Origin of the sequence: Campylobacter sp. RM9333 (assembly GCF_020137705.1) — a bacterium.
In the GTDB taxonomy this organism is placed as follows: domain Bacteria; phylum Campylobacterota; class Campylobacteria; order Campylobacterales; family Campylobacteraceae; genus Campylobacter_E.
In genome coordinates this window covers 1-26,914 of the sequence record NZ_JACGAY010000026.1, presented here as the reverse complement: position 1 = coordinate 26,914, position 26,914 = coordinate 1, and the positions used below count along the sequence as shown (strand labels likewise).

General features: G+C 27.3%; 29 protein-coding genes. 7 read left to right on the top strand and 22 right to left on the bottom strand.

Annotated elements, in window-relative coordinates; genetic code table 11:
- Positions 1-94: 94 nt before the first annotated feature.
- The 4 genes from AVBRAN9333_RS08450 to AVBRAN9333_RS08435 are packed head-to-tail and all read left to right on the top strand — an operon-like array spanning position 95 to position 3,468.
- Complete coding sequence (locus tag AVBRAN9333_RS08450; protein WP_250325158.1) at positions 95-472, top strand: winged helix-turn-helix transcriptional regulator; 378 nt, start codon at positions 95-97, stop codon at positions 470-472.
- Between the two features lie 59 nt (positions 473-531).
- A complete protein-coding gene (locus AVBRAN9333_RS08445; protein ID WP_214117837.1) occupies positions 532-1,314 on the top strand; it encodes an MBL fold metallo-hydrolase in 783 nt (260 codons plus the stop codon).
- A gap of 10 nt (positions 1,315-1,324) precedes the next feature.
- Positions 1,325-1,513: a heavy metal transport/detoxification protein gene (locus tag AVBRAN9333_RS08440; RefSeq protein WP_214117838.1), complete on the top strand. Its 189-nt coding sequence runs from the start codon at positions 1,325-1,327 to the stop codon at positions 1,511-1,513.
- Positions 1,510-3,468 (top strand): heavy metal translocating P-type ATPase, encoded by a 1,959-nt coding sequence (locus AVBRAN9333_RS08435; protein WP_336609804.1) that lies wholly within the window; start codon positions 1,510-1,512, stop codon positions 3,466-3,468. Before AVBRAN9333_RS08440 ends, AVBRAN9333_RS08435 begins: the two co-directional genes overlap by 4 nt.
- 17 nt (positions 3,469-3,485) lie before the next feature.
- Here AVBRAN9333_RS08435 and AVBRAN9333_RS08430 read toward each other — a convergent pair whose 3' ends face one another.
- From AVBRAN9333_RS08430 to AVBRAN9333_RS08325, 22 genes are all read right to left on the bottom strand, one after another.
- A complete protein-coding gene (locus tag AVBRAN9333_RS08430; protein WP_214117840.1) occupies positions 3,486-3,953 on the bottom strand; it encodes a tRNA (cytidine(34)-2'-O)-methyltransferase in 468 nt (155 codons plus the stop codon).
- Positions 3,946-5,007: a CCA tRNA nucleotidyltransferase gene (locus AVBRAN9333_RS08425; RefSeq protein WP_336609803.1), complete on the bottom strand. Its 1,062-nt coding sequence runs from the start codon at positions 5,005-5,007 to the stop codon at positions 3,946-3,948. The genes AVBRAN9333_RS08430 and AVBRAN9333_RS08425 overlap by 8 nt, the downstream gene beginning before the upstream one ends.
- Positions 5,007-5,375 (bottom strand): CiaD-like domain-containing protein, encoded by a 369-nt coding sequence (locus AVBRAN9333_RS08420; protein WP_214117842.1) that lies wholly within the window; start codon positions 5,373-5,375, stop codon positions 5,007-5,009. The genes AVBRAN9333_RS08425 and AVBRAN9333_RS08420 overlap by 1 nt, the downstream gene beginning before the upstream one ends.
- On the bottom strand, positions 5,372-5,614 hold the full coding sequence (locus AVBRAN9333_RS08415) for a hypothetical protein (RefSeq protein WP_214117843.1): 243 nt from the start codon (positions 5,612-5,614) through the stop codon (positions 5,372-5,374). The genes AVBRAN9333_RS08420 and AVBRAN9333_RS08415 overlap by 4 nt, the downstream gene beginning before the upstream one ends.
- Entirely contained in the window at positions 5,614-6,651 is a 1,038-nt protein-coding gene (gene leuB / locus AVBRAN9333_RS08410) for a 3-isopropylmalate dehydrogenase (RefSeq protein ID WP_336607318.1), read from the bottom strand. The genes AVBRAN9333_RS08415 and leuB overlap by 1 nt, the downstream gene beginning before the upstream one ends.
- A complete protein-coding gene (locus tag AVBRAN9333_RS08405; protein ID WP_214117845.1) occupies positions 6,648-7,124 on the bottom strand; it encodes a 3-isopropylmalate dehydratase small subunit in 477 nt (158 codons plus the stop codon). The genes leuB and AVBRAN9333_RS08405 overlap by 4 nt, the downstream gene beginning before the upstream one ends.
- 10 nt (positions 7,125-7,134) lie before the next feature.
- Positions 7,135-10,098: a S8 family serine peptidase gene (locus AVBRAN9333_RS08400; protein WP_336609802.1), complete on the bottom strand. Its 2,964-nt coding sequence runs from the start codon at positions 10,096-10,098 to the stop codon at positions 7,135-7,137.
- Positions 10,088-12,844 carry a S8 family serine peptidase gene (locus AVBRAN9333_RS08395; protein WP_336609801.1) on the bottom strand — a complete coding sequence of 919 codons (2,757 nt, stop codon included), beginning with the start codon at positions 12,842-12,844 and terminating at the stop codon, positions 10,088-10,090. Before AVBRAN9333_RS08395 ends, AVBRAN9333_RS08400 begins: the two co-directional genes overlap by 11 nt.
- 9 nt (positions 12,845-12,853) lie before the next feature.
- Positions 12,854-13,171: an AzlD domain-containing protein gene (locus AVBRAN9333_RS08390; protein WP_214117848.1), complete on the bottom strand. Its 318-nt coding sequence runs from the start codon at positions 13,169-13,171 to the stop codon at positions 12,854-12,856.
- Positions 13,156-13,812, bottom strand: a complete 657-nt coding sequence (locus AVBRAN9333_RS08385; protein WP_214120295.1) for an AzlC family ABC transporter permease — start codon at positions 13,810-13,812, stop codon at positions 13,156-13,158. Before AVBRAN9333_RS08385 ends, AVBRAN9333_RS08390 begins: the two co-directional genes overlap by 16 nt.
- Positions 13,809-13,967 (bottom strand): hypothetical protein, encoded by a 159-nt coding sequence (locus tag AVBRAN9333_RS08380; RefSeq protein ID WP_214117850.1) that lies wholly within the window; start codon positions 13,965-13,967, stop codon positions 13,809-13,811. Before AVBRAN9333_RS08380 ends, AVBRAN9333_RS08385 begins: the two co-directional genes overlap by 4 nt.
- A gap of 153 nt (positions 13,968-14,120) precedes the next feature.
- Positions 14,121-15,680 (bottom strand): DNA recombination protein RmuC, encoded by a 1,560-nt coding sequence (gene rmuC, locus AVBRAN9333_RS08375; RefSeq protein ID WP_336609800.1) that lies wholly within the window; start codon positions 15,678-15,680, stop codon positions 14,121-14,123.
- Complete coding sequence (gene kdsB / locus AVBRAN9333_RS08370) at positions 15,670-16,380, bottom strand: 3-deoxy-manno-octulosonate cytidylyltransferase (protein WP_214120293.1); 711 nt, start codon at positions 16,378-16,380, stop codon at positions 15,670-15,672. The genes rmuC and kdsB overlap by 11 nt, the downstream gene beginning before the upstream one ends.
- Positions 16,377-17,753, bottom strand: coding sequence for a threonine synthase (gene thrC / locus AVBRAN9333_RS08365; RefSeq protein WP_214117853.1), 1,377 nt, complete (start codon positions 17,751-17,753; stop codon positions 16,377-16,379). The genes kdsB and thrC overlap by 4 nt, the downstream gene beginning before the upstream one ends.
- A complete protein-coding gene (cutA, locus tag AVBRAN9333_RS08360) occupies positions 17,753-18,043 on the bottom strand; it encodes a divalent cation tolerance protein CutA (RefSeq protein ID WP_214120292.1) in 291 nt (96 codons plus the stop codon). Before cutA ends, thrC begins: the two co-directional genes overlap by 1 nt.
- Entirely contained in the window at positions 18,021-18,956 is a 936-nt protein-coding gene (locus AVBRAN9333_RS08355) for a tetraacyldisaccharide 4'-kinase (RefSeq protein ID WP_336608036.1), read from the bottom strand. The genes cutA and AVBRAN9333_RS08355 overlap by 23 nt, the downstream gene beginning before the upstream one ends.
- Positions 18,956-20,083 carry a DegT/DnrJ/EryC1/StrS family aminotransferase gene (locus AVBRAN9333_RS08350; RefSeq protein WP_214117856.1) on the bottom strand — a complete coding sequence of 376 codons (1,128 nt, stop codon included), beginning with the start codon at positions 20,081-20,083 and terminating at the stop codon, positions 18,956-18,958. Before AVBRAN9333_RS08350 ends, AVBRAN9333_RS08355 begins: the two co-directional genes overlap by 1 nt.
- A gap of 2 nt (positions 20,084-20,085) precedes the next feature.
- Positions 20,086-20,793, bottom strand: a complete 708-nt coding sequence (nadE, locus tag AVBRAN9333_RS08345) for an NAD(+) synthase (RefSeq protein WP_214117857.1) — start codon at positions 20,791-20,793, stop codon at positions 20,086-20,088.
- Positions 20,794-20,831: 38 nt separating this feature from the next.
- Positions 20,832-22,622, bottom strand: a complete 1,791-nt coding sequence (locus AVBRAN9333_RS08340) for a penicillin-binding transpeptidase domain-containing protein (RefSeq protein WP_336609799.1) — start codon at positions 22,620-22,622, stop codon at positions 20,832-20,834.
- A 3-nt stretch (positions 22,623-22,625) separates the two neighbouring features.
- A complete protein-coding gene (gene fliE, locus AVBRAN9333_RS08335) occupies positions 22,626-22,925 on the bottom strand; it encodes a flagellar hook-basal body complex protein FliE (RefSeq protein ID WP_214117859.1) in 300 nt (99 codons plus the stop codon).
- An 11-nt stretch (positions 22,926-22,936) separates the two neighbouring features.
- A complete protein-coding gene (gene flgC / locus AVBRAN9333_RS08330) occupies positions 22,937-23,428 on the bottom strand; it encodes a flagellar basal body rod protein FlgC (protein ID WP_214117860.1) in 492 nt (163 codons plus the stop codon).
- Between the two features lie 10 nt (positions 23,429-23,438).
- Positions 23,439-23,909, bottom strand: coding sequence for a flagellar basal body rod protein FlgB (locus AVBRAN9333_RS08325; protein ID WP_214117861.1), 471 nt, complete (start codon positions 23,907-23,909; stop codon positions 23,439-23,441).
- Between the two features lie 138 nt (positions 23,910-24,047).
- Here AVBRAN9333_RS08325 and AVBRAN9333_RS08320 point away from each other — a divergent pair, with 138 nt between their 5' ends.
- The 3 genes from AVBRAN9333_RS08320 to AVBRAN9333_RS08310 are packed head-to-tail and all read left to right on the top strand — an operon-like array spanning position 24,048 to position 26,841.
- Positions 24,048-24,548, top strand: a complete 501-nt coding sequence (locus AVBRAN9333_RS08320; protein ID WP_239803527.1) for a Rieske 2Fe-2S domain-containing protein — start codon at positions 24,048-24,050, stop codon at positions 24,546-24,548.
- Between the two features lie 2 nt (positions 24,549-24,550).
- Positions 24,551-25,771, top strand: coding sequence for a cytochrome b (locus AVBRAN9333_RS08315; RefSeq protein WP_336609798.1), 1,221 nt, complete (start codon positions 24,551-24,553; stop codon positions 25,769-25,771).
- Positions 25,771-26,841: a c-type cytochrome gene (locus AVBRAN9333_RS08310; RefSeq protein WP_336609797.1), complete on the top strand. Its 1,071-nt coding sequence runs from the start codon at positions 25,771-25,773 to the stop codon at positions 26,839-26,841. The genes AVBRAN9333_RS08315 and AVBRAN9333_RS08310 overlap by 1 nt, the downstream gene beginning before the upstream one ends.
- Positions 26,842-26,914 lie beyond the last annotated feature (73 nt).

The window sequence follows — 26,914 nt, the reverse complement described above, 5'->3', positions numbered from 1 at the left end:
TAGGATAACTTTAATCCTTTTTAATTTTTATGATTATAATTCATATTTAAGTAAATGTAAATTACTTACGAATTTGTAAGTATAAGGAGTTTTTATGCAAATAAATATGAATAATGTAACCTGTCCTTTGCAAGTAGCTGCAAATATGATAAATGGAAAATGGAAAAGCATAATCATTTTTCAATTAAGTTTAGGTAATTCTTCTTTATCAAAATTACAAAAAGATATAATTGGAATTAGTCAAAAAATGCTTCTTGAACACTTAAATCAATTAAGAGAAAATGGCTTAGTAGATAAAATAACTTATGATGGCTATCCGCTAAAAGTAGAATATTTTTTAACAAATCGTGGAAAGCAAATGTTAAAAGCAATTATTATTTTTCAAGAAATAGGCATTGAAGTTTTAAAAGAAAAGAAATTATTTAATGCTTTAAATGAAAAAAGCTTATCATACATACGAAAAAGTAAGTAATTTACAATTATTTTTAAAAAAGATAATATCTATCCTTTAATTTAAATTAAGGAGATTTTATGAATACAAAAGTTCAATTAATTAGAAGTGCTTGTGTAAAAATCACTATAAATAATGTGTGTTTTTTAATAGACCCTATGTTAGCACCAAAAGGCACTTATGAAGGTTTTGCAAATACTTATAATTCACATTTAAGAAATCCTTTAGTGGATTTGCCATTTAGTTTTGAAGAAGTTATAAATGATGTAAATGCTGTAATAATTACTCATAATCATTTAGACCATATAGATGAGTATACCTGTAAAAAATTAGATAAAAATATTAAAGTTTTCGTTCAAGATAATCAAGATTATAATTATTTTAAAGATTTAGGATTTAAAAATCTTGAGATTTTAAGCGATACTTTAGAATTTCAAGGAGTAAAACTAACAAAAACTAAAGCAAAACACGGAAGCGAAGAAATATATAAAAACGAAGAATTAGCAAGGCTTTTAGGTGATACTATGGGAGTTATTTTTAGTGCAAAAGATTGTAAAAGTGTTTATTTAATAGGAGATAGTGTTTTAACAAAAGATGTTGAAAATACTTTAAAACAAAATTATGATATTGTTATTGTAAATGCTGGAAATGCTATGGTTTTAGGATTTGATGATAGTATTATTATGAATGAAAACGATATTAAAAATATTGCTAAAATATCAACTAGCAAGATAATAGCCGTTCATTTAGAAGCTATTAATCATTGTATTTTAACTAGAAAAGCTTTAAAAGAATTTGTAAATAAGAATAATTTAAGCGATAGAGTTTTAATCCCAGATGATGGGGAAAGCTACATTTTTTAAAGGAGATAAAATGAAAAAATATGAGATTTTTAATGTAAATTGCAATCATTGTGTAAATAAGATAAAAAATGCTTTAGAAGAAGATTTTGGGGCAATTAATTTTAGTGATGATTTAAAATATATTTTTATAAATGCGAATAAAGAAGAATTTGAAGATGAGCTTTTAGAATTAGGATTTAGATTAGGTAAATTAGTATGAAAAATATAAGGCTTTTTATTAATGGAATGCATTGTGTAAATTGTGCTAATTCAATCAAACAAGAAGCCTTAAAATTAGGCGTAATAGATGCAAGGGTTGATTTTATCAATAAATTTGGAGAATTTAGTGTAAATGATGATTTTGATAGTGAAAAGCTAATTTTTGCTATCAAAAAACTAGGCTTTGAAGTAAGCTTAGAAAAAATAAATGCAAAAAAAACTTACGAAGGCATTAGGCTAATTTTTTTAGCGATTTTTAGTGTTTTAACTTTTATTGATTTTAGCTTTTTATTCTCTTGTGTTTTTGCAAGTTTGGCTATTTTACTTTCGCTTGATTTTTATAAAAGAGTAATATTTCATAAAAGCTATGGAATGGATTTACTTGTAGTGCTTGGAATTAGCATTAATTATTTTTATTCATTTTTTAGTATTCATCATCATTTCTTTTTTGAAAGCACTTTTGTCTGCTTTGTGATTAGGCTTGGAAAATTTATTGAAAATAAAGCAAAAGCTAAAGCAAATTCTTTAATCACACCAAGCAAAATCCCTACAATAACCCTAGCAAACAATAAAATAATAAAAGCAAATCAAATAAATAAAGATGATGAGCTACTTATTAAAAACGGCGAAGAAATCTTAGTAGATGGAATATGTCTAAATGAAGCCTTAATTGATGAGAGCGTTATTAGTGGAGAAAGCTTTAGTCTAAGCAAAAAAATAGGAGAATTAGTCTATGCAGGTAGCATTAATAAGGGCGAATTATTAAAGATAAAAGCAACTAGCACTTATTATGAAAGCTCACTTGAAAAGCTTAAAGATGAAGCAATGAAAGCTAATAATAAGGATTTAAAAGCCTTTAAATTAGTTGATAAGATTAGCAAATATTTTGTATTAATAATTTGTATAATTGCTAGCATTACAGGACTTGCTTGGTATTTTATAGATTCTTCTAAAGTGTTTTTTTATGTTAGTAGTGTGTTGTTAATCTCGTGTCCATGTGCCTTAGGACTTGCAATTCCTATGGTAATAGTAATTTGCATTAATTTATGCTTTAAAGAAGGAATAATTTTAAAAAATCCAGAGCTAATTAACTCAATACAAGATATAGAATGCTTTGTTTTTGATAAAACAGGCACACTTACAAATTCCGTGCAAAAAATATCACACGATTTAAGTGAAGCTGATTTTAGGCTAATTGCAAGTATTGAAAATACTCAAAATCACCCAATAGCTAAGAGTATTACGAATAATTTTACTGATTTTTTAGATTTAAATGGAACTTGTGCTTTAAAGGATAATTCTTTAATTTATACTGATGAGAATTTAAAAGTAGAAATAAAACCTTGCGAAAATGAGTTTTTATGCTATAAAAATGATTTATATTTAGGCAAAATTACTTTAGAAAACGAAATTAACGAAAATGCAAAAGAATTAATTAGCTTTTTAAAATCACTCAATAAAAGAATAATAATAATTAGCGGAGATAGTAAAGAAAGAGTAGAAAATCTAGCAAACAAACTAGAAATTAGCGAATATTATTTTAGAGTTACACCTGAAAATAAAGCTGCGATAATAAAGAATTTAAACGCAAAAAGCGTATTTATTGGGGATGGGGCTAATGATATTAAGGCATTAAGAACGGCTAATTTTGGTATATCATTTAGCAACGCAAATGCAATTGCTAAAAATAAAGCCGATGCGATATTGCTAAAAAATGATTTGATTAAAATCATAAAACTTTTTGAGATTTTTGATAAAGCTTATAGTAAGATTAAGCAAAATTTATTCATATCGTTTTTTTATAATTTCATAGGAATTGCTCTAGCTTGTGGGGTTTTTAGCGAGATTAATTTGCATTTAAATCCTGCACTTTGTGCTATGCTTATGAGTATTTCATCGCTTGTTGTGGTGTTTAATTCTTTGCTTTTGTTTAGAAAAAATAATTTATCTAGTTAGTAGTAACTAGATAAATACTAAATACTAAAATTTTTAAAATTCTGCCTTAAGGCTTCCGAGCTTAAAAACGCAACGCTTTGAGCTAGATTAAGCGACCTGCCATAGCTTTTCATAGGTATTAAAAAGGTATTTTCATTACTTAAAATCTCTTTAATTTCAGGCTGTGGCAAACCAAAACTCTCACTTCCAAACACTATGAAATCTCCTTCATTAAAACTAGCGTTAAAATAAGGATTTTTTGATTTTGTGCTAGCGAATTTCATTTTAGCAATATCATTATTAGCTAAAAAATCCTTTGCATTATCCCAAAAAATCGGCTCAAGTTTATCCCAATAATCAAGACCTGCGTGCATAATCTTTTTGTTTGAAAAATCCAAAAAATGAGGTCCAACAAGATGCAATTTAAAACCTAAGTTATAGCACATTCTACCTATTGTCCCTACATTTCCTGCAATTCTTGGCTCAACTAAAACTATATTAAACATTTTTCATATACTCCTTAATGGCTTTTTCTTCGCATATTAGTGCTTCTTCTTTTGAGCTAATATTCTCATATACGACTTTTATTTTGTCATTATAAATTCCTAATTCTTTAGCTCGTTTTACAATATCCTTATTTAGCCCAAGCCACTCTCTAAGCGGCATTTTAATAGCAATTTTACATAAATTATAGTCATTTAAATCATTAAAATTTGGCTCTTTTGTTAAAAAGAAAAGCATTTTTTTATAAGGCATAAATTGATAATACATATTAAAATAATCAATAAAATAAAAAAACATTAAAGCAAATCTTTTTTCCTTACAAACTAAATTCTTATTATCTTTAATCTTTTTTAAAACAGCAAAAAATTCATATTTGCTAACACTAAAACCGAAACATTTTTCAAATAAATTTAGCTTATATAAATAATAAAGCCCAATTTCAGGGTATTTTGCTTCAAATAATTTTATTAATTCATTATAAATTCTATCCTTGCTAAGGTTTGAAATATCAATTTTTTTTAGATACCTTAAATCCTTTTTCTTAGTCTTTAGCTTAAATCTAGCAATGAATTGAATAAATCTTAAAAGCCTTAGCGAATCTTCTTTAAATGTAGAATAATTCACTATTCTAATTAGCTTTTTTTTACAATCTTGAATGCCTTTATGTAAGTCTATTATTTCTTGTGTAAAAATATTAATCATTATTGTATTCATACGAAAATCTCTTCTAAGCGAGCCTTTGTATATGCTTTTTTCAACTTTTACACGAAAATCAGTATGTAAATCGCCTGTTTTTTTCTCTGTTCTTGCAAGTGCTAAATCATAATTTGCTTTTTTATATACAAAAAAACTTTTGCCTACACCTAAAGCGTTTAATTCTTTAGCAATCTGCTCCATTTTACTAGGACTTACATCATAAATCTCTATATCATAATCATTTGTATTATTGTATAGATAAATATCTCTAACACAACCACCCACAAAATAAGCTCTTTTTGTGTATTTTGATAAAATTGATTGTATTGTTAAAAAAGTCTCATCATCCCAAGGAAGCATTAATTTTTTAAACGCTCTTCAATACTTGCTAGTAAAAATTCAATAAAAGATATTGTTATTTCTAATCTTTTTTGTAAATCTTCTTCATTTTGCTTGGTGTTTAAGGCTTCAAAAAGAACTAAAATTCTTTCTTTAATTTTCAATAAATATTGCTTTTCATAAGTTGATAGCATAGCTGTGCTAGTAGTTTCTTTAGCTCTTTGAATATCTTCAATCTTAGCTATTATCTCTTCTTCGCTACTGATTTCATTTACTGCTTTTACTTCATTTATTTGCTCTTCTTCAGTTTTTTCATATTCTTTTTTAATCTCTTCTGCTGCTACTTGAGATAATCTATCAATCATTTGTGATAATTCTTCATTATTCATATATTTATTAGCCACCTTTTAAACTCATTATATTCTTGTTCGCTTTTAGCATTCATAAAAAAATCATACATTAATAAATTAAGCTCAAGTTTATGCACCTTAGCACCACTTAATCTATAAATACCTTCTTTAGCTGCTTGATTGTTTTTATCACGCTTTAAAATATTTTTATATATTTCAAGGGCTTCTTCTCTTAGCCCTTGTTCTTCATAAATCTTTGCTGCGGTAATTGTTTGCATTAGCAATACTTCGCTACTAATTCGCCCATTTCTTGGGTATTTAATTTAATTTTTGCATTAGCTAAATCAGCACATCCATAGCCTTCGCTTATTACTCTTTTTACTGCGTTTTCTATTTTTGATGCTGATACTTCATCGTTTAATGCAAATCTTAACATCATAGCAGCACTCAAAATTGTAGCAATTGGATTTGCTATGCCTTGACCAGCAATATCAGGAGCACTTCCGTGAATTGGTTCATAAAGTCCAACTTTTCCACCTATACTAGCACTTGCAAGTAGTCCGATTGAGCCAACTACCATACTAGCTTCATCACTTAAAATATCTCCAAATAAATTCTCTGTTAAAATCACATCAAATTGCTTTGGATTTTTAATAAGTTGCATAGCAGCATTATCTACATACATATAGCTTAATTCAACTTCAGGATAATTTACAGCCAACTCATCGCAAACTTCTCTCCATAAAGCTGAAGTTTCAAGCACATTAGCCTTATCTACCATACATAATTTTTTGCGGCGTTTCATTGCACTTTCAAAACCAATTTTTGCAATTCTAATTATCTCATCACGAGTATAGACCATTGTATTATAAGCTCTATCTTCTAGCTTTTCTCTAGGTTGTCCAAAATAAATTCCACCCGTTAATTCTCTTACTACAAGTAAATCAACGCCTTTTACAACACTAGCTTTAATAGTGCTAAGCTCTTCAAGTCCATCATATACAAAAGCAGGACGAAGATTTGCAAATACTCCTAAAGCTTTTCTAAGTGCTAATAATCCACTCTCAGGCCTTAAATGGCGTTCTAGCTTATCCCATTTTTCTCCACCAATTGCACCAAATAAAACTGCATTAGAATTTAATGCTACATCAATAGTTTCTTGTGGTAAAGGAACTCCAACCTCATCAATCGCAGCCCCACCCATTAAACATTCAGTATATTCTAAATCAGGGCGAACTACTTTTAAAACTCTTATAGCTTCATTAATTATTTCAGGGCCTATTCCATCGCCTTTAATTACACAAATTTTATTCATTTTGCAACCTTACTAGCGTATTCAATCAAACCACCCGCATTTAATAATTCTTGCATAAATACAGGGATTGGATTTATTTTATAGCTTTCGTTTTTTGTGATATTTTTAATAATTCCATTTGTAATATCTATATCTAATTCATCATTTTCTGCAATTTTATCAGTATCGTTACACTCTAATATTAAAAGTCCAGTATTGTATGCGTTTCTATAAAAAATTCTCGCATAAGTTTTTGCGATTACACATTTAATATTTGCAGCTTTAATAGCAATTGGTGCGTGCTCACGACTAGAACCACAGCCAAAATTCTCTCCTGCAACTATGCAATCATTTTCTTTAATTTCTTTAAAAAATCCAGGCCTAGCATCTTCCATAACATAACTAGCCAATACTTTTTCATCACTTGTATTTAAATATCTTGCGGCTATGATTAAATCTGTATCTATATTATCGCCAAACTTAAAAACTCTCATTAAAGCTCCTTTAAAAATTATAATTAATACCCAACATAAACTTATTAGCAAAATAATCTTTAGCATAATTTAACTTATAATTTATCCCAAGATTAAGCCTATCGTTAAAAGAATAACCTAAACCTAAATTAATATTAGTTAATAGTTTTTTTGAAAAACCATTACTAATATCAATGCTATTTTGATAGCTTATATTTTTTGCCTTTAATAAATAATGTTTGTAAAAATTATATTCTAAATCAACACTAGCTAACAAGTTTAAATAATTTAAATTTTTCTTATACTCAAGTCCTATATTTGAATAAGTAAAAAACTTTTTAAAGTTATTAACACTTACGCTAAAATCATTGCCTAATTCATTAAAAGAATTTTGTTTATAAAAAATACCATTTAAAGCGACAAAAGGATAAAAATCATTCAATTTATAAGCAAATTTTAAAGTATATGCTAAAGAATTATCATAAAATTTCGCATAATTGCCAAATCTTTCTGTCTTATTTAAAGTATTAATATAACTTAATTTATTATTGATATAAAAATCATCTAAATTAAAATTCGCATTAGCAATTAAGCCAAGAGTTCTTGCATTGTTTTTAAAATCATCATTATAAATATTTGAATTATTATAAACAAAACCTAAAGCGAATTTAAAATCATCTTTTATTAAAGCATTGCTAATTAAAGTCTCATTTGAGCTTTCTTTTAAAGAATTAATTTTATTATATTTATAGCTTTGTTCTATATTAAAATCATCTTTTAAATCATTTGCTTGAATACTTTTAACCTTTGCAATATTCATTAAACTATTATCGTATAAATCATTAGCAAAAAGCTTATTTGTATTTTTTGCTAATTCGTCTTGGGTAGTGTTTAAAATACTAGCATAAAACAAATCAGCTCTTCTTAAATTGTATTCAGCTTCGCTTAAATGCCCATCTAAATTAATATTATTATAAGCTAAATCATCGCTTGTTTTATCTCTTTTGCCAACTTCGTATTCTAAATAATTATCAAGTTGATTAAACAATAATTGATAATTTTTGCTTGCAAAATCATTTAAATTATTAATTTTATTTAAATCAATTCTTTTAACCATAACGCTTACTTTATTATTAGTATAAGTTGGCTCATTAATTTCTAAAAAAGTTACTAATGATTGCACCGATTTAAATCTATTTTCAATGCTTTTTGCCGTTAGAATATCTACATTTTGACCTTGAGTTATATTCGCACCTGATTTAACACCTACTAAATTAAATTCCCCGTCTAATTTAGCATTACCTAAAACTCTAAAACTCTCGCCTAAATTAGAATAAATCTTGCTATTTGCACCTAATTCAAGGCTACCTAAAGTTAAACCTTCGTTTATTAAAACACTATTATTTGTAATACCACTTGCAGTTGTATTGCTTACTCTTAAAACACCATTTGTATTTGTAAAATGTGCTTGATTTTTCTTGCCAGTTAGCCACAATGTGCCGTTTTTAATCTCGCTATTACCTTTAAAAGTATTATCCCCACTTAATACTAAAGTCCCAATTCCATCTTTAATAAGACCAAAATCACCTTTAATATTATTTGAAAATACATATAAATTATCTAAATCCACATTAGCATAAAAGTCTTTTCTAAACTCAGCAACCCCATTCATAGCACGAGTGGGATTTAAAATCCCTACCCCAAAACGAGCCTTAATATCATCAGCATTATTTGTAGTGCTTGTAACCTTAAATGCGGTTGTAAATAAACTCTCTTTAATATTATCATTACTCATCCAAGGGTATTTTTCATAAATTAAAGCCGCCACACTAGCAGTTATTGGGGTGCTATAACTTGTGCCTTCAATTCCATTTATTTCAAAAGGAGCTGAAATACAATCATCCCAACCATTTTTCTTGCAAGTATTTCCGTGATGAAAAACTTCTTTAATTGCTCCATCATTATCTTGTATGTAAAAATGCTTTCCATATTCATCTGCTCTTGCAGCATTGGTTTTATATCCTAAAACAATTACCCAACCTTTTCTTAAAGGACTATCAAGTGGGATTGCGTGGGTTGTAAAAGACTTATTAATATTATCAGTAATATTACCTGCTGCATTAAAAACTAAAGCATTATTTTTCATAATTGCTGTATAAAATATGCCTGTATTTGGACTTGAATAATCTAAATTACTATATTCATAAGATTGATTAAAAAACCTAACTCCACTATTTGATAAAGCATCAATTGTAGCGGCTAAATTAATATTATCGCCCTTTTCATTGTCATTTATTGGATTTACTATATTTGCAAATTTAATCTCACTTGCAATTGTATTTGCAGTATTCATTACATTTTTGCCGTGTAAAATAGGGCTATTATTACTATCTTTTAAAATAGAATTTGAATAGTTTTTACTTATAAAATTATCATCATCTATCCTATTTGCCAATGAATTCCATTTAGTTTGATTTGTCTTTTTATAATCAAAATACTTATTTACTAAGACATTTTTTAAATCATCAGTCCCCGAATCATTTACCCCAATAATTATTCCTTTTCCTAAAAAGCCTTGATTCCAATTAGAACTAAATCCATAGCTAGTTTGATTGTTATTTGACCTTGAAACTTCTTTGTTTGAATAGTTTGATGGATTATTTGCACTCTGAAAAGTAGCTAAATTTGTATCATAAAGCTTAGCAAAAACACTAATAGTAGCAGTATCAGTTTTAGTGTTTAACTTAGTGGCTATATTGGTTTTTTTAGGTATATTAATTACAGGCAAATTAGAATAATCCGAAGTTATTTTGGCATTTTCAACTATGTTTTGAAAATTCTCATTAGTTGATACTTTAGCTGTAGGTTTATATGGTCTTGAAGTAGAAGTATTTTGTGAAGATTTTATATTAGGAGTTTGAGTATTAGCTTCGCCTCCACCACCACAAGCACTTAATAAAAATATAGAAGCAATTAATGATAGTTTAAAATTCATATAAAAATCCTAAATTAAATTTATTTGCAAAATAATTCTTAGAAAATGAATTGCTATAATCAAAATTAAAATTAACTTTATAATTTAAACGATAAGATAAATTAATGCCTAAATTAAATAAATATTGTTTATAAAAGCCATTTGATATTTTTAATTCATCAGAAAAATCATATTTAGCTAAAAAATAATAATCTTTATTGAAATTATATTCTAAATCAGCATAAGTTTTAAGATTTAGCTTTTTAAAAGCAAAATTAGAATTAATCCCTAAATTAGCATAATAAAAGTCTTTATTAAATTTATTAAACGACAAGTCTAACAAACCGCTATTTTCACTAAAACTATCTTGAAAATACTTCAAATAATTTAATCTAATATAAGGACTAATATTATTATTTAATCCTAATTCACTTGAGATTAAAAAGGCTTTATTTTTAAATTTTGAGCTTAAATCAAATCTATTTGCATTATTTTTAATATCAAAATACGAAATCAAATTCTTAGAATAATAATCATCTAAATCTATTTTATAACCTGCTAAAAAGCCTAAAATTCTTGAATTGTTTTTAAAATTATCATTATAAATCCTAGCGTCATTATAAACAAAAGCAAGACCTAAATTATCAAAATTATTAGCTATTTTATATTCACTTGAACTTTCTTTTAAATCACTAATTTTATTGTAATTATAACTTACTCCAAAATTATCAAAACTTATTTTATTTAGTGATTTTATCCTTGCGATATTTAAAATTGAGTTTGTATAAATATCTTCTGCAAATAACAATTTCGTAGTAGATGCTAATTCATCTTTTGTTGTATTTATTATCGCATTTGCAATCATATTGTATTTTAAAAACTCATTTTCACTTAAATTACCATTTAAATTCACTTCTTTATAATTTGCCTTATCCAATGGTAAATCAGGCTTTTTTGTTTCATAAAGTAATCTATCAAATTTTGAAAATAAACTTGTGTAATTTTTCTTAGCATAAGCATTTAATTCAGGTAAAGTATTTAAATCATCAATTTTATCTACCTTAATGCTTAAATTATTTTTATCATATATTGGTTCGCTTAATTTTAAAAATGTAGAATTTGGTTTTATATTTTTAAACTCACCTTCAATACTTCCTGCTGTTAAGATATTTTCTCTTTCTTTATTTAAAGTATAGCCGTATTTAACCCCAACTACATTTAAATCCCCATTAAGTATAGCTTTATTAATTACATTAAATTTTTCGCCTATATTTGTATAAACTACGCTTGTATTAGCTAAGTTTAGATTATTAACTTCCATTCCTTCATTAACTAAAATTCCATTATTAGTTAAATTTGCAGCACTAGCATTACTCATTCTTAATATAGAATTATTAGTGATACTAGCTTTATTTGAATTACTAAGCCACAAAACACCTTTTTTAATACTTATATCTCCTGTAAAAGTATTTTTTCCACTTAAAGCAAGAGTTCCAATCCCATCTTTAATAAGCCCTGCATTACCACTAATATCATTTGAGAATACATATAAATTATCTATATCCACATTAGCATTAAAATCATGCCTTAAACTTGCAACTCCATTCATTGCTTTTGCTGGATTTATAATGCCTTCTCCGAAATGAGCTTTAATATCATTTTCATTTGCTCCATAAACCTTATAAGCCGTTGTAAAAATACTCTCTTTAATATTATCATTGCTCATCCAGGGATATTTTTCATAAATTAAAGCACCAAGAGTTAAAATAGCTGGGGCACTAAAGCTAGTTCCTGGATTGCCGTTTATTACAAAAGGAGCTGCTATACAATCATCAATTCCGTATTTTTTGCAAGTATTTCCTGCAGAATATACATATTTTTTAACCCCATTATCCATAATATAATAAATATTTTTGTAATCTTTTTTTGGTTTTTCATCATAATAACCAAGTGCAATTATCCAACCTTTTCTAAGTGGGCTATTAATAGGTAAAGCATGAGCTGAAAAATCTCCTGTTGTTTCCTCATTTCCCGCTGAACTAACTACAAGAGCATTATTTTGCATAATCGCTGGATAAAATACCCCGATATTATCTTCACTAGTATTAATTGTTTTTGTTCTTGCAAATGAGCGGTTAAAAAACCTTACCCCGCTATTTGATAAATAATCAATTGTAGCAGCAAGATTTATATCATCTCCTGAACTTAACTTATTTCCATCTGCATCAAGTAAAGGTAAAGGCACATTAGCAAATCTTATATCCTTTGCTAAATGATTTGCTGTATTCATTACTAGCATTCCATGAGTTGCTTTTGCTTTTGTTTTTTCATTAATCAAAACAGAGCTTTTGTAAGTGTTAGCAGTAAAATTAGTATTTTTTAATCTATAATCTAGTGATTTCCAATGTGCTCTATCTACTTCCTTATATTCATAATGATTATTAAAAGCTAATTTGCTTAAATCACTTGTCCCTGTATCTAGGATAGCTAAGATTATTCCTGTTCCTAAAAAACCTTGATTCCAATTAGAGCTAAAGCCTATATTTGTAACATAGCTTGATGAAGAATTTTGCGGTGTGAATTTTAAATAACTACTATTGTATAAACTATCTTCTAAATTAAAATTAGCAGTAGGCAAATAATTTGTATAATCTTTATTAATTGTGCTTTGATTATTTGAATTATTTGGCTCTACACTAGCAGCAGCACCGCCACCACCACAAGCACTCAAAAACAATAAACCAAGTAATAAAACACTATATCTCAATTTAAATTCCTAAAAAATAATTTCGTGTAAAACATAAAAAACACAAGTTGCTAAAATAATGCTAATAAAACCTTTTTTAAACATTATATGAGAGATTAAGGCAACAAGCCCAGCCACCAAATAATCACTTGCATAAGGTGGGTTTTCATAATCTAATCCTTTATATAAAAAGCAAACTAAAATAACCATAATTAAAAGCGGCATATGTTTTTCAAGATACATTAAAAGCTCATTTGGTTTTTTTGTCCCAAAAAATATATAAGCTAAAGCCTTTAAAACAACAGCACTAAAACCAGCAATTAATAAAGCACTCATCGTATAAGACATAATTTCTTTCCTAAAATCAATATAAAAATTCCTGAAAAAATACAACTTAACATCATATATTGTTTATCTATAAAAAATAAACCTATAAGCCCAAGAGTTAAGGCTATGAAAAATACTTTATTTTCTTTATGTTTTATGTAAAGTTCGTAAGCTAAAACTATAAATAAAGCATTTAAAGAAAATCCTAAAGCACTATAATCAGCCTTAGCAAAACTTGCTATAAAATACCCTACAATACAACCAAAAATCCAATAAAAATGATTAAAAGTTAGAATTAATACAGCAGTTTTTTTATCATAATCTTTTGCACTAAGCAAGGCAAAACTCTCATCAGTTAAAGTAAAAATCGCATAGTATTTTATAAAGCCTAAATCTCTAAAATATTTTAAAGCTCCTAAAACATAGAAAAAATGTCTAAGATTTAGCAAACTTGAAGCTATTAAAATCTCTACTAAACTAGCACCCGAGCTAAGTAAAGATAATAATAAAAATTGCAATGACGCAGAAAAAACAAAAACAGCAGCCACAAAAACTTCAAAAAAACTAAAAGAATTTGAATAAGCAAGAATGCCAAATGCAATACCAATTACTATATAAGCAACAGCAACGGCAAAAGTATCAATTAAAGCTTGTTTTATCATTTTGTATACTTTTTGATATATTCATCTACATTGCTTACTTCTTGTTTTTTTATAACTTTTTCTTGTTTTACATTATTATCATCATCTTGAAAATATATGTAATCAATCCCAAAAAGTATTCCTATAAATATAATTAATGGTATTAAAAAAATCATTTTCTCTCCTAAATGTATGCTTATAAATAATAACAAATTTTTTTAAAAAACAATTCAAAAATTTTAAAAAAATCCCCTTAAAATAGAACTTTTAAAAGGATTTATAATTTATTATTTAATCTATAAAACTTTTAAAAATAATTAATACTTTAATTATTTTTCATCAATCAATCTAGTAATTTCACTATCTTTTAAATCTTTTGCTAATTCGCTTAATTCTTTTTTGTTTTTAATACCTAAGGCTTTTAGATTTTCTAAACGAGAGCTAATACTACCTTTACCATATAAATGAGTATCAATTTTTAAAAAACCATTTTCGCATTGTTTTTTTAATTTTTCATAATCTTCATAAAAACTAGCGTATTTATCATAAAATTTACCAAATTCATTAAAGACTTTTAAAGCATTTTGATTTACTTCATAGTTTTTCCAGCCAAAATAAATCATTTTAAGTCCCATAAAAAGCGTAGTAGGACTTACTAAAAATATCTTTTTAGCTTCGGCTTTTTTAAAAATCTGCGAATCACTTTCTAAGGCTAAATCTAAAATATTTTGATAAGGCACAAATAAAATCACATATTCATTTGCAAAATCAACTGCTAATTCATAATCTTTTTTCGCAAGTTCATTTATCCTAGCGTTTAAATTATTTGCAATTTCATCTTTATAAACTTCTAAATTATCACTACTTGGTAAAGAAAACTTAGAATCAATAATAACGCATTTGTTAGGTTCAAAATACACAATCGCATCTGGTCTTTTTGTATTATTATCACTATCTTTAAAGCTTTCTTGCATAAAAAAATGCTCGTTTTCAATAAGCCCACTAGATAATAAACACTGCTTAAGCATAATCTCGCCAAAATCCCCACGAGCCTTTTTATCACCTTTTAAAATATTAGCAAACTCATCAGCCTTTTTGCCTAAATTCTGACTTGTTTCAAACATTGTTTTTATATTATTTTCTATGCTTGTATTTTGCTTTAATAAAGCTTTTTCATATTCGCTAATTTGCTCTTTTAAAGGGCTAAAAATCTTGTTTAAAAGCTCATTTGAATTATTTAATAATACTTTTGTGTTTTCTTCATAAATTAATTTTGAGCTTTTTTCATTTTGCTCTTTTAGGTTATTTTCTAAGGTTTTTAAAGTATTTTCATATTTTTCTTCTAAAGATTTTAAATTGTTTTCATACAATTTTACTTTTTCGTTTAAAGCTTCGTTTTTAGCATTTTCTAAATGGTATTTAGAAGATAAATTATCTAAAATATCTTTTGTATTTTTTAAGTTTTCGCACTCTTTTTCAAATTGCTCTTTAGTATTTTTAAGCTCTTCATTTAGCCTTGAAAGTTCTGTATTTAAAATTTCATTTTGATTACGCTTGTTTGCTATTTCAGCATTTATAAAATTATTCTCGTTTTTTAATTCTTTATAATCATTTTCAAGATTATTTATTTTTTCGCTTAAAGCCGAGTTTTGAATATTTAAATTATTTCTTTCATTTTCAATTTGCACTAAATTATTTTTATAACTATTTAATTCTTGTTTTAAATTCTCACTCAAAACACTCAAATATTCTTTATCTTTAGCAAGAGATAAAAACTCGTTTTTAAGCGAGCTTTCACTCTTAAAAATATTTATATAACGAATATAAAAAATAATGCAAACTATAAAAAAAACAATACTAATAATGGCTAAAATTAGCTCATTTGTCATTTTCTAAAACCTGCAATAATCTTTCATAATCAGCCTTTGTATCAATACCAAAAGACTTTGTATTAATCTCGCACATTTTAATTATTTTGCCATTTTCAATAGCTCTTAATTGCTCTAATTTTTCAATATGCTCTAAGCTTGATTTAAGAGTTATAAATTCTTTTAAAGACTTAGCTGTATAAGCATATATGCCTAAATGATGATTGTATTTTACACCCTTTTTATCTCTATCATAAGGAATTGGTGCTCTTGAAAAATATATAGCATTTTGCTTAGTATCAAGGACTACTTTTACCATATTTTCATCACTTGGAGTATCTTTTATAGTATAGCAACTAGCCATAAAAAATTCATTCTTAAATTCATTGCAAAATTCTTTAAACTTAATTAAATTGCTAAGCTCAAATAAAGGCTCATCTGCTTGAAGATTTATAATTAGTTCATCATCATTAAGACCTAAAATATCAACGCATTCAGCTAATCTTTCAGTCCCACTTTCGTGAGTTTGCTTTGTTAAAATAGCTGTTAAATTATATTCTTTTGCTAATTCTAATACCTTAGAACTATCAGTGGCAATCACAACCCTATCAGCCTTACTAGCATTTAAAGCTGTGTAAATACACATAGGAATGCCTTTGATTGGCACTAAAATCTTTTCACTAAAACGACTTGATTTAAGTCTAGCAGGAATTATAATCATTGTTTTATCCATTCTATTATTGTTTTTTTAATCTCATCTACTTTTATATCTTTTGCATAATAATTAGTTGAATTTAAAGCATTTAAAAGACTATCATTAAGCTTATAATTATACTTTTTAGCCAAATCTTTAATGCCGCTTAATTCATCTTTAAATATGCCTAAAGCTTTTTGAATACTAGGGGTAAATTTAGTCCATTCAGCAGTAGAACAAATCACATTAAAACTATCATCAAGAGCATTAATCGCTGTTGCTGTATGTGGGTCTAATAAATAATTTTTATAAGCTTTAATATTTTCTAAAGTTTCGGTATCACTGCATTTATAAGCTATAAAATGTTCTTTTAATCTAGCAAGTTCATCTTTAGTAATTTTAAAATATTTATCACTTTCAAGACTTAAATATAATTGTTTAGTTCTACTAGCTCCGAAGAAATAATACATTAAGCGTTCAAGATTTGATGATTTTAAAATATCCATAGCAGGAGAATAAGTGCATTTAAACTCACGATTTCTTAAATCATATTCACCTGTAGTAAAGAAATCATAAAGAATTGTATTTTCATTGCTTACGATTTTGATTTTATCTATATTTGCACCCATTTGCTTAGCATAAAAACAAGCAAGTGCATTACCGAAATTCCCACTAGGAATTATCACATTTATTGGGTTTTTGTATTGAAGACTAAGATAATAATGATATAGCAATTGATAAGTAATTCTTCCGAAATTAAGTGAATTTGCAGCACTTAGATTTAAGCCTTGATTTTTTACAATTTCTTTAAATTCTTTATCATTTAATAGATTTTTTAATGTGCTTTGAGCATCATCAAAATTACCATCAATTGCTAATACTAAAGAATTACCATAATCTACATTAGCCATTTGACGCTCTTGAACAGCACTTGTTTTTCCTTTTGGGAAAATACAAACTACTTTTGAGCTTTTGTTTTTACTAAATGCACTAAGAGTTGCTGGGCCTGTATCTCCGCTAGTAGCACAGATAATTAAATGTTTATCATTATCCATAAGTCTTGCAAGTGGTGCTAATGCTAAGTCCTTAAAAGCTCTAGTTTTTCCGTGAAATAATTCACATATATCAGTTTTACTATCAAGTTTTTTGATAACAAAAGGCTCTTTAGTATCAAAATCTAAATATTCATCTAAACTCTTTTCAAAATTACTCAAATCATCACTCAAACTTGAAAAAATCTTTTTAGCAAATTCTTTATAACCCAAACCTTTTAATTCATCTTTATTAAATACTTGCAATTTACTAGGGCAAAACAATCCCCCATCGCTTGAGAGTGGATTTTTAAGTGCATTTGCAAAATCACTTGTAATATTTTCATCTCTACTTGAATAAAATATCATTATTTCTCCTTTAAAAATTCTAAATACTTATCTTTTGCTTTAAATTTATAATACACAAACTCAAAACATTCGTAATTATGGTGTTTTTTGATTATTTTATAAACCTTTTTTATATTTTTTGATTTTATTTCTAAACTAAACTCATCATCGTTAATAATTTTTCCGTCCCATTTATAAATACTTGTAATTTTAGCAATATGAATACACTTGCTAAGCTCTTTTTTGATTATTTTATTTGCAATTTTTTTAAGCAATTCTAAATCATTGCTAGTTGTCTTTATAAGATACATTAAATTCCTTTAAATAATTAAATATAGCTGTTTTTAACTCATCAAAAATTATTAATTCTTCATCAATTAATATAGTTTCTAAATTAAAATCTTTTATTTTTACATAATCTTTTTTAGTTAGCAAAATATATTTTGCATTGTGCTTTTGCATAAGATTTATTAGCTCTTCTTTATTAAAGCTTGAATGGTCGTTATAAAAATAATAAGCTTTTACTAAATCTTTATATTGCAATAATCTAAAAGGCTTTGCAATAGCTGATATTAAAATCATATCTTCTTTAATGTCTTGAATAAAAGAAGTCCTTTTAAAATGTAAATCTTGATAAGCATTAAAATCTGCAAATTTTTCATAACTTTTAGGAAGTCTATAAGCTCCACTTGGAAGGGTAAAATTATATTTATATTTTATATTTGAGTTTAATAAAATATCAAATTTTTTTATATTTGTCTTAGAAAAAGCATCATCTAAAATAACGCATTTTGCACCTAAATCCAGTGCTTTTTGAATACCTTTAATTCTATCTTCACTAACAATTACATTTGCTTTTGTAAATAAAGCGTGTTCTAATGCTTCATCACCTGCGTTTAAATAATCGCTTAGAATTTGATTATGCAATTTTACTACAAGCAAACCTTTGCTTTTGCGTTTATAACCACGAAGAATAATAAAAATATCATCGTTATAAATAGAATAAAGCATATCGCTTAAAGCCTTGCAAAATGGGGTTTTACCATTACCGCCTACACTGATATTTCCTACGCTAATTATTGGAATTTTAAAATCATTTTTCTTTGTAGATTTAAAGTTTTTACTAGCAATAAAAGAATATATATAAGAAAACGGCAAAAGAGTGAAAATTAAAATCTTTTGCCATAAATTAGGATTAAAAAAATATCTATCAATAAAACCCATTAAATCCAGCTTGAATCAAGAGTTTTTATAGCATCACAAACTCTTTTTACATCTTCATCGCTAAGATTTATGTGAATTGGTATTGATAAAATCTGAGCATAGTTTGCTAAAGCATTTGGAAAATCATTGATTTTTAGATTATATTTTTGTTTATAGTAGCTTAAGAAATTTAAAGGTATGAAATGAATTCCTGTATTTATCCCCATTTCTTTTAGTTTTTTAGCAAAATTATCTCTATTTTTATCAACCTTTATTATGTATCTTAAAAATGTGTGTTCTGGGGTTGTTGTAGGCAATTTAATATGTTTTAAACCTTTTAGCTCTTCATTATAAATATTTGCTATTTCTCTTCTTCTTTTTAAGTAATATTTATAATTTTTTACTTTAGATAAAGCTAAAGACGCACATACTTTAGTGATTTCATACTCATGTCCAATATCTGTTACATCATAAAAATATCCAAGATTGCCATCATCTCCCCAAGCATTTGATGAAATTCCATTTGAGTTTAATAATTTTGCTCTTTCATAAACTTTTTCATCATTAATTACTAAAAATCCGCCTGCAAACACAGGGTCTTTTCTCATAGCATTAAACCCAAAAGAAGATATTAAATCCTTAGTTCCTACTAATTCGCCTTTATACTCCATACCAAGTGCAAAACCACAATCATTTATTACAGATACATTGTATTTTTCACATAAAGCTCTAATTTCATCAAGTTTTGCTGCAAGTCCTGCGGTATGATTTACAAAAACTGCTCTTAATTTCTTGTGATTATGTTTAATTAGTGCTTCTTCTAAACTCTTTATATCAATATTAAAACTATCAAGCTCAACATCTACAAAAATAGGTTCAGCATCAAAATATCTAATACTTTGAGCAATTGTTGGAAATGAATTTACAGAGCAAATTACCTTATCTCCACGCTTTAAATCAATCGCACTTAAAGCCAAATGGTGTGCTGCTGTGTGATTATTGGTTAAAACTATACGAGAACCTTTATAAATTTCACTTAAACTATCTTCTAATAATTTAATACTATTTATATCATTATCTAATGATTTAATTAAAAACTCTTTATCATCTTCTGTAATTACATTTAAAAAACAAGAAATTTCTTTCATATTTATGACCTTTTAAATATTTTTATATTTTCTCTTTTGAACTTATTTTTATTTATTCTATCTAATAGTTTTATATAATTATTATCAATTATATTTTTTTCATAATTTTTTAAAAACTTATCAATTTCTGTATAAGTAAAACCAATATCGCTCTCATCATCTTGACCTTCATAAAGGTCTGCGCTTGGTTTTTTACTAATTATATTATTAGGTAGTTCTAAAAATTTAGCAAACTCAAATAATTCACTCTTGTAAAAATCACCTAAAATATTAAAAGCACAGGCTAAATCTCCCCAAATAGTGCCATATCCTAACATTAATTCACTCTTATTGCTTGTCCCTGCTACTAATAAATTATGCTTAGCTGAATAATCATATAATAAAGTCATTCTAATCCTAGCTGCAAAATTTCCTATTAATACCTTGTCATTAGAACCACTTGCTTTAATAAATTCATCTAAAATGTTTTGAATATTTATAATTTCATATTTTAAAGCATATTTATTTGCTAAATTAATAGCGTCATCAAGATTTGTTTTATTTGAAATATTAGTAGGCATTATAAGGCAATGTGGCTTTTTTTCGCACTCGCTTAATATTCTTAATACAATAGCACTATCAAGCCCACCACTAAGCCCTAAAACAGCACCATTAAAATTTTTTAATATTTCATTAGCAAATGAAATCATTTGATTTTTAATATTTTGCATTATTTATCCGTTTTTAGGGGCATTTTATAAAATAAATATTAATCAATTCTATTATAACTTGGCTTTAAAAAACCATCTTCTATTAATTGATTAATAGCAAGTGCTGCAACAGGTAAAGCTGTTTGAGCTGCATAATATCCTTCTTTATCTTTATCAGGACTCATTACTAAAACACCAATTGTGTATCTATTGTTTTCATCATTTGCAAAACCGAAGAAATTTGCATTATATTCTCTTTCATATTTTCCACTAACGCTAATTCTTGCCGTTCCTGTTTTACCACCTACACTAATTCCTAAAGGCCAATATTTTGCTAAAGATTTTTGATTTGCAGTTTTTATTAATATCCTATTCATCTGCTTTGCAATTTCAAGTGGCAAGACTTCTTTTTCTGTTTTAGTATATATTTCTTTTAATTCCTTATCTTCATTATAATATTTAGCAATTTTAGGACTAATCCAAATTCCACGATTATTAAATACATTATAAGCTGCTAAAAGTTGTATAAAAGTGGTTCTAAAACCATATCCATAAGCCATAGTATTTTTTTCTACTTCATAAGTTTTTTTAGCATCTTTTATAAAACCTGCTTTTTCATAAGGCAAATCAATACCAGTTAAATTTCCTAAATTAAATTCCAAATAACCATTAATTAATTCTTTTACATTTTCTTTATTAGAAATTTGAACCATTCCTATATTTGATGAATGAACTATAATATCTTCAGCAATCATACTATCCATAGGATGTGTATCTGTTATGTAAAACTTATCAAGCTTCATTCTTCCGCCATAAGTCTTTACCCATTCAAAAGGGGTTATGCGATTTAGTTTTAATAAATTAGCAAAAGCAATTGGTTTAATTACCGAGCCTGGTTCGTATTCAAATTCTACAGCGTCGGTATTTAGATACGATAAATCACTTTTTCTATGATATGGGTCATACCTTTTGCTAGTTGCTAGTGCAATTACACTTGCGTCTTTGCTATCTAAAATGCCTATTATTACTTGCTTAGCACCAAAATTTTTTCTAGCAACACTTGCTATATTTTCTAATCCTTTTTGAAGCTTTAAATTTACATTTAAATATACATTACTACCATTAACTCTATCACTTAAAAAGCTATCAGAATTTATAATTATATTTCCACCAATATCCTTACTACCTGTTATTTTATAATCACTTTTAGGGCTTAAATACTGCTCATAATATTTTTCCAAACCTTTTTTTGGAATATTTGAATATATCCCATCTTCTAAACTTAATTGAGAATAACCAAGAATTGGGGTTAAAATATCTCCTTTAGAAAAAACTCTTTCTTCTTTATGTTCAATTATCTCAAGTCTTCTTGTGCTTACTTTTCCATTTGCATTTTTAAAGGATTTAAAAAATCCTGAAACATAAAGTTTTTTAGATAATTCTTGTAAATAACTTGCGGCTTTTGAATCAATTTCTTTTGATAAAACAAAATTATAAACTTTTTTTTGCTTTAAAGCTTTTAATAATCTTGCTTTAATATCTTTCATTTCTTTATCATCAATAAAGGCATAAATCTGAAATAATTTTAAAAAATAATCTAATTTATCTAAATTAATACTTCTAATATCAATTTCAGCTCTATAAATTCTTCTACTAGTTACTAATGTATATCCATCAGCACTAATAATATCTCCATTTAAAGCACCTACTCGCTCACCTCTTTCAATACTACCTACATTCCTTTCATTAGTTTTGCTTCTAACAAAAGAAAAAATAATAAAAAAAGAAGCGAGCAACAAAAAAAACAATACTATAAAAGTCTTTTTACTAGGCTCGTAAGGTGTTTGCATTTTTTATATTTGAGTTCTACTTATCTCTTTGTATGCGTTAATAGCTTTATTTCTAACTTCTAACATAAATTTCATACTTGTTTCAGCCTTGTTAATAGCAATAGCTGCTTGATGTAAATCTTTCACATTTCCAGTAGCTACATCAGCCATAGCTTTATCTGATACAATTTGTTCTTTATTTAGCTCTTCTAATTCTTGTTTTAAAGCATCTGCAAATGAAAAACCATTATCAACTTTATTAGAATTTGATTTGGTATTTTCAATACTTTGAATCAAACTTGGATTGATTTTAATATTATTCATATTTTAAATTCCTATCTTAATAAATCAATAGCACTTTGAGCTATTGTTTTAGCACTTGTAAATGCTGCCACATTTGCTTGATAAGCCCTTGTTGCCTCAATTAAATTACTCATTTCTACAACAGGATTTATATTAGGATATGCTACATATCCTTTAGCATTTGCATCGGGATGATTTGGCTCGTATTTTAATATAAAATCCTTATCATCTCTTACTACTTTATCTACTACTACACCCATAACAGCAGGCTTTGCTTCAGGAAAATTTACAGGGTCATTTAAAGGATTTTCATACTCAAAAAAACTATTTTTAGAATTAATTTCTTCATTTAAAACATCATCAAAATTAACGGCTTTAAATACTACATCTTGCCTTCTATAAGGACCACCTTCATTTGTTCTAGTAGTATTTGCATTAGCTATATTTGAGCTAATTAAATTCATTCTAAATCTTTGAGCGCTTAGTCCATATCCACTAATATCAAAATCGCTTAAAAATGCCATAAATTATCCCTTAACTTAATTTAGAACTACTCTCAATTATAGTTCTTACAACTTCACTTTGTTTTTTTAGCACAGAATCAAGCGCACTAATCATAATTGCGTTTTTGCTTAATTCACTTGTTTCTACATCTAAATCAACGGTATTTGCATCATTTCTTTGCAAATGTCCATCTCTAGCAAAAATAGTTCCATTTTCGCTATTTTCAAATTCTAATGGTTGTAAATGCCTTTCATTAGTAACTGCTAGTTTATTACTCATACCTTTTCCAAAATGCATAAAATTTGTAGCTGCAATTTGTGCATTTTGTGTAGTTTTGTAAAGTTTATTTGCATTTTCGTTTAAGGCTGTTTCAAAATCAATATCTCTTGATTTATAAAAAGGAGTATCAATATTAGCTATGTTTGAGCTAATTAATTTATTTCTTAAATCTCTACCGGCTAAGGCACTTACAATCAATGGTTTAGATTTATAAAATTCCATTTTCTCTCCTTAAATTAAAATGCAAAAATCCCATAGCAAATAATATTCCAAAACTATTAATAATAATATACTCTTGTAATATTTACCCAATTTTCACTAAACTAGCTATTTATTTTCAAATTTTATGAAAGGATAAGTATGGCTAGTAGAAGAAGCTTTATGGGCTTTACATTAGGCGCTGCTGCGGCTGTTGGTGGTGTTTTTACACTAGTGGGTATGAAAAAAACTTGGGATCCACTTCCTAGTGTAAAAGCAGCAGGTTTTACAACCGTTGATTTATCGCCTTTAGCTGATGGAGAGCTAAGAACTGTTGAATGGAGAAAAAAACCAATATTCATTCTAAAAAAATCAAGTGATATGGAACAAAGCAATACAGATATAATAGCAGGAGATGCAAGATATACGGTAGTAATTGGACTATGCACTCATTTAGGTTGTATTCCAGCATATCATTCAGCTGATAAAGAATTTGTTTGTGCCTGTCATGGTGGAAAATTTAATGTAAGCGGAAAAAATATGTCAGGACCACCTCCTAAACCACTTGAAATTCCACCTTTTTCAATTGATGGAACTAAATTAGTTTTAGGAGAAATTGGCAAAGAGTATGAAGAAATTATGAAAAATGTAGGAAAGGCTTAATCATGGCACATTTTGAAAAATCAAATGGAATTGTTGATTGGCTAGATCAAAGACTTGCTATCAAAAAATTTATGCAAGTTATGATGACACAATACTGGATTCCTAAGAAAATTAACTTTTTATGGGCAATGGGAGTAATTTTACTTACTATGTTTGCAATACTATTTATTACAGGACTTTTACTTGTAATGTATTATAAATCTGATGTTGCACTTGCTTTTGATAGTGTAAATAAAACTATTATGCAAGAAGTTGAATATGGTTGGCTATGGAGACATATGCACGGGGTTGCTGCGTCAGTAGTATTTTTAGTAATGTATATACACTTATTAACAGGTATTTATTATGGCTCTTATAAAAAAGGTCGTGAAATCATTTGGATAAGCGGTATGGTATTATTCGTATTATTCTCTGCTGAAGCATTTAGTGGTTATATGCTACCTTGGGGACAAATGAGCTATTGGGCTGCTATGGTTATTACTAATCTTTTTGGTGGTATTCCTTTCATAGGACCTGAATTAGTTGAATGGATTAGAGGTGATTACGCTGTTGGAGATGCTACATTAAATAGATTTTTTATGCTACATGTTTGCTTATTACCAATAGTTGTTATTGCATTTGTTGCAATTCACTTTTATGCTTTAAGATTTCCACATGTAAATAACGAAATTGCTGAAGAAATTGATTTTGATTTAGAAGCTGAAAAATATTTAGCTGGCAAGAAAAAAGAAGCTAAAGTTATATCGTTTTGGCCTGATTTCTTATGTAAAGATATTTTTTATGTTTGCTTATTTATGATTTTCTATTTTTATCTAGTATGCTTTCACTATGATTTTGCTATGGATCCAATTAACTTTGAACCAGCAAATGCACTTAAAACTCCACCACATATTTATCCTGAATGGTATTTCTTATGGAGTTATGAAATCTTAAGAGGATTTTCTTATGAAGTTGGTCTTGCTTGCTTTGGTATAGCTCAAGTAATTTTCTTTGTATTACCATTCCTAGACCGCTCAAATGTAGTAGCGCCTGCACATAAGCGTGGAGCATTTTTTGTATGGTTTTGGCTATTAGTAATTGATATGATTGTTCTTACTATTTATGGTAAATTACCTCCTGTTGGAATTAATAATACAATAGCAACTATTGCTTCTGTTACATTTTTAGCATTATTAATAGTAGTTTTACCAGTAATTACTCTTATGGAAAGAAAGGCTAAGTAATGAAAGAGTTAAAAATATTTGCAATATTAGTTGTATTCACAGGTATTGTTTATTGGGGAGTTGAGCCTTACGCTCATTCACAAATGCACGAACATACTAGCGAAGTTAATTTTGATTTTAAAGCAGGCGATATAGCTCAAGCTGAAGTTGAATTAAAAAAAGCTAATGAAAGTGGTAAAAAAGATGATATTGATTTTGCTACAAAAAAATTAGAAGATACTAAAAAACTTTGGGCTAATGTTGATAAAATAGCTAGTTTAAAAACTGATGTTGAAGCTGGAAAGGCTGATTTTGAAGCTAATTGTGCTAGCTGTCATAGAGTTGAATTTGATGAATTAGTAGCTGCTGATGATGGAATTAGCGCTCAAGGTATTATTTATCCTGATTTAAGCACAGCAGGAGCTATTTATGATAGTAAATTCTTAATGGCAATTTCTCTTAATCCTGCACTTGCTATGAAAAATAACAAAAAATATAATGATGAAAATCCACATCCTATGATGACAGCATTTTTAGAAGATGATGGCAGTATAAGTGATGAAAATGCTCAATCAGTTGCTAATATAGTAGGATATTTAAATAGTATCGGAAAAGCTGCTCTTGAAGCAAAAAAAGCAAAAATTGCTAATGAAATAAATGCAAGTAAATTAAGCGATAGCGAAAAAGTTGCAAAGATTAATTTTGAGAACAAAAAAGTTATCTTTGAAGAAGCTTGCGGAAGATGTCATGATGTTAAATATGATGGTTTTATCGCTAAAGTAAATGGCGGAGATTTAAAAGATTATATGGGTTCAACGCCACCTGATTTATCAATAATAATTCGTGCCAAAGGAGATGAGTATTTACATAAATTTATAAACGATACTCAAAAACAACTTCCAGGAACTGCAATGCCTAGAGTTGGACTTAACGAACAAGCTCAAAATGATGTTGTTGCTTATTTAACTAGCGTTGGAGATAGTAAAAAAGCTGAACGCGAAGATTTAGGATACAAAATAATGGCTTATTTTGCATTATTAGCAATATTAGCTTATGCTTGGAAAAACGCAATCTGGAAAGAACTACATTAAAAAATTAAGCTAGGTTTTCCTAGCTTAATTTCACTATAATTACTCATATTCATAAAAACACATTAAAAGTATT

Excerpts from the sequence above, each read along its gene's own strand:
- fliE (WP_214117859.1), bottom strand. The coding sequence starts at position 22,925 with ATGAATAATATTAAAATCAATCCAAGTTTGATTCAAAGTATTGAAAAT.
- nadE (WP_214117857.1), bottom strand. The coding sequence starts at position 20,793 with ATGCAAAATATTAAAAATCAAATGATTTCATTTGCTAATGAAATATTA.
- cutA (WP_214120292.1), bottom strand. The coding sequence starts at position 18,043 with ATGTATCTTATAAAGACAACTAGCAATGATTTAGAATTGCTTAAAAAA.
- AVBRAN9333_RS08440 (WP_214117838.1), top strand. The coding sequence starts at position 1,325 with ATGAAAAAATATGAGATTTTTAATGTAAATTGCAATCATTGTGTAAAT.
- AVBRAN9333_RS08435 (WP_336609804.1), top strand. The coding sequence starts at position 1,510 with ATGAAAAATATAAGGCTTTTTATTAATGGAATGCATTGTGTAAATTGT.
- AVBRAN9333_RS08315 (WP_336609798.1), top strand. The coding sequence starts at position 24,551 with ATGGCACATTTTGAAAAATCAAATGGAATTGTTGATTGGCTAGATCAA.
- AVBRAN9333_RS08430 (WP_214117840.1), bottom strand. The coding sequence starts at position 3,953 with ATGTTTAATATAGTTTTAGTTGAGCCAAGAATTGCAGGAAATGTAGGG.
- kdsB (WP_214120293.1), bottom strand. The coding sequence starts at position 16,380 with ATGATTATAATTCCTGCTAGACTTAAATCAAGTCGTTTTAGTGAAAAG.
- AVBRAN9333_RS08385 (WP_214120295.1), bottom strand. The coding sequence starts at position 13,812 with ATGATAAAACAAGCTTTAATTGATACTTTTGCCGTTGCTGTTGCTTAT.
- flgC (WP_214117860.1), bottom strand. The coding sequence starts at position 23,428 with ATGGCATTTTTAAGCGATTTTGATATTAGTGGATATGGACTAAGCGCT.
- AVBRAN9333_RS08405 (WP_214117845.1), bottom strand. The coding sequence starts at position 7,124 with ATGAGAGTTTTTAAGTTTGGCGATAATATAGATACAGATTTAATCATA.
- AVBRAN9333_RS08425 (WP_336609803.1), bottom strand. The coding sequence starts at position 5,007 with ATGCTTCCTTGGGATGATGAGACTTTTTTAACAATACAATCAATTTTA.
- AVBRAN9333_RS08380 (WP_214117850.1), bottom strand. The coding sequence starts at position 13,967 with ATGATTTTTTTAATACCATTAATTATATTTATAGGAATACTTTTTGGG.
- AVBRAN9333_RS08390 (WP_214117848.1), bottom strand. The coding sequence starts at position 13,171 with ATGTCTTATACGATGAGTGCTTTATTAATTGCTGGTTTTAGTGCTGTT.
- AVBRAN9333_RS08350 (WP_214117856.1), bottom strand. The coding sequence starts at position 20,083 with ATGAAAGAAATTTCTTGTTTTTTAAATGTAATTACAGAAGATGATAAA.
- AVBRAN9333_RS08450 (WP_250325158.1), top strand. The coding sequence starts at position 95 with ATGCAAATAAATATGAATAATGTAACCTGTCCTTTGCAAGTAGCTGCA.
- AVBRAN9333_RS08355 (WP_336608036.1), bottom strand. The coding sequence starts at position 18,956 with ATGGGTTTTATTGATAGATATTTTTTTAATCCTAATTTATGGCAAAAG.
- AVBRAN9333_RS08400 (WP_336609802.1), bottom strand. The coding sequence starts at position 10,098 with ATGAATTTTAAACTATCATTAATTGCTTCTATATTTTTATTAAGTGCT.
- AVBRAN9333_RS08310 (WP_336609797.1), top strand. The coding sequence starts at position 25,771 with ATGAAAGAGTTAAAAATATTTGCAATATTAGTTGTATTCACAGGTATT.
- AVBRAN9333_RS08420 (WP_214117842.1), bottom strand. The coding sequence starts at position 5,375 with ATGAATAATGAAGAATTATCACAAATGATTGATAGATTATCTCAAGTA.
- AVBRAN9333_RS08445 (WP_214117837.1), top strand. The coding sequence starts at position 532 with ATGAATACAAAAGTTCAATTAATTAGAAGTGCTTGTGTAAAAATCACT.
- AVBRAN9333_RS08325 (WP_214117861.1), bottom strand. The coding sequence starts at position 23,909 with ATGGAATTTTATAAATCTAAACCATTGATTGTAAGTGCCTTAGCCGGT.
- AVBRAN9333_RS08320 (WP_239803527.1), top strand. The coding sequence starts at position 24,048 with ATGGCTAGTAGAAGAAGCTTTATGGGCTTTACATTAGGCGCTGCTGCG.
- AVBRAN9333_RS08415 (WP_214117843.1), bottom strand. The coding sequence starts at position 5,614 with ATGCAAACAATTACCGCAGCAAAGATTTATGAAGAACAAGGGCTAAGA.
- AVBRAN9333_RS08340 (WP_336609799.1), bottom strand. The coding sequence starts at position 22,622 with ATGCAAACACCTTACGAGCCTAGTAAAAAGACTTTTATAGTATTGTTT.
- leuB (WP_336607318.1), bottom strand. The coding sequence starts at position 6,651 with ATGAATAAAATTTGTGTAATTAAAGGCGATGGAATAGGCCCTGAAATA.
- thrC (WP_214117853.1), bottom strand. The coding sequence starts at position 17,753 with ATGATATTTTATTCAAGTAGAGATGAAAATATTACAAGTGATTTTGCA.
- rmuC (WP_336609800.1), bottom strand. The coding sequence starts at position 15,680 with ATGACAAATGAGCTAATTTTAGCCATTATTAGTATTGTTTTTTTTATA.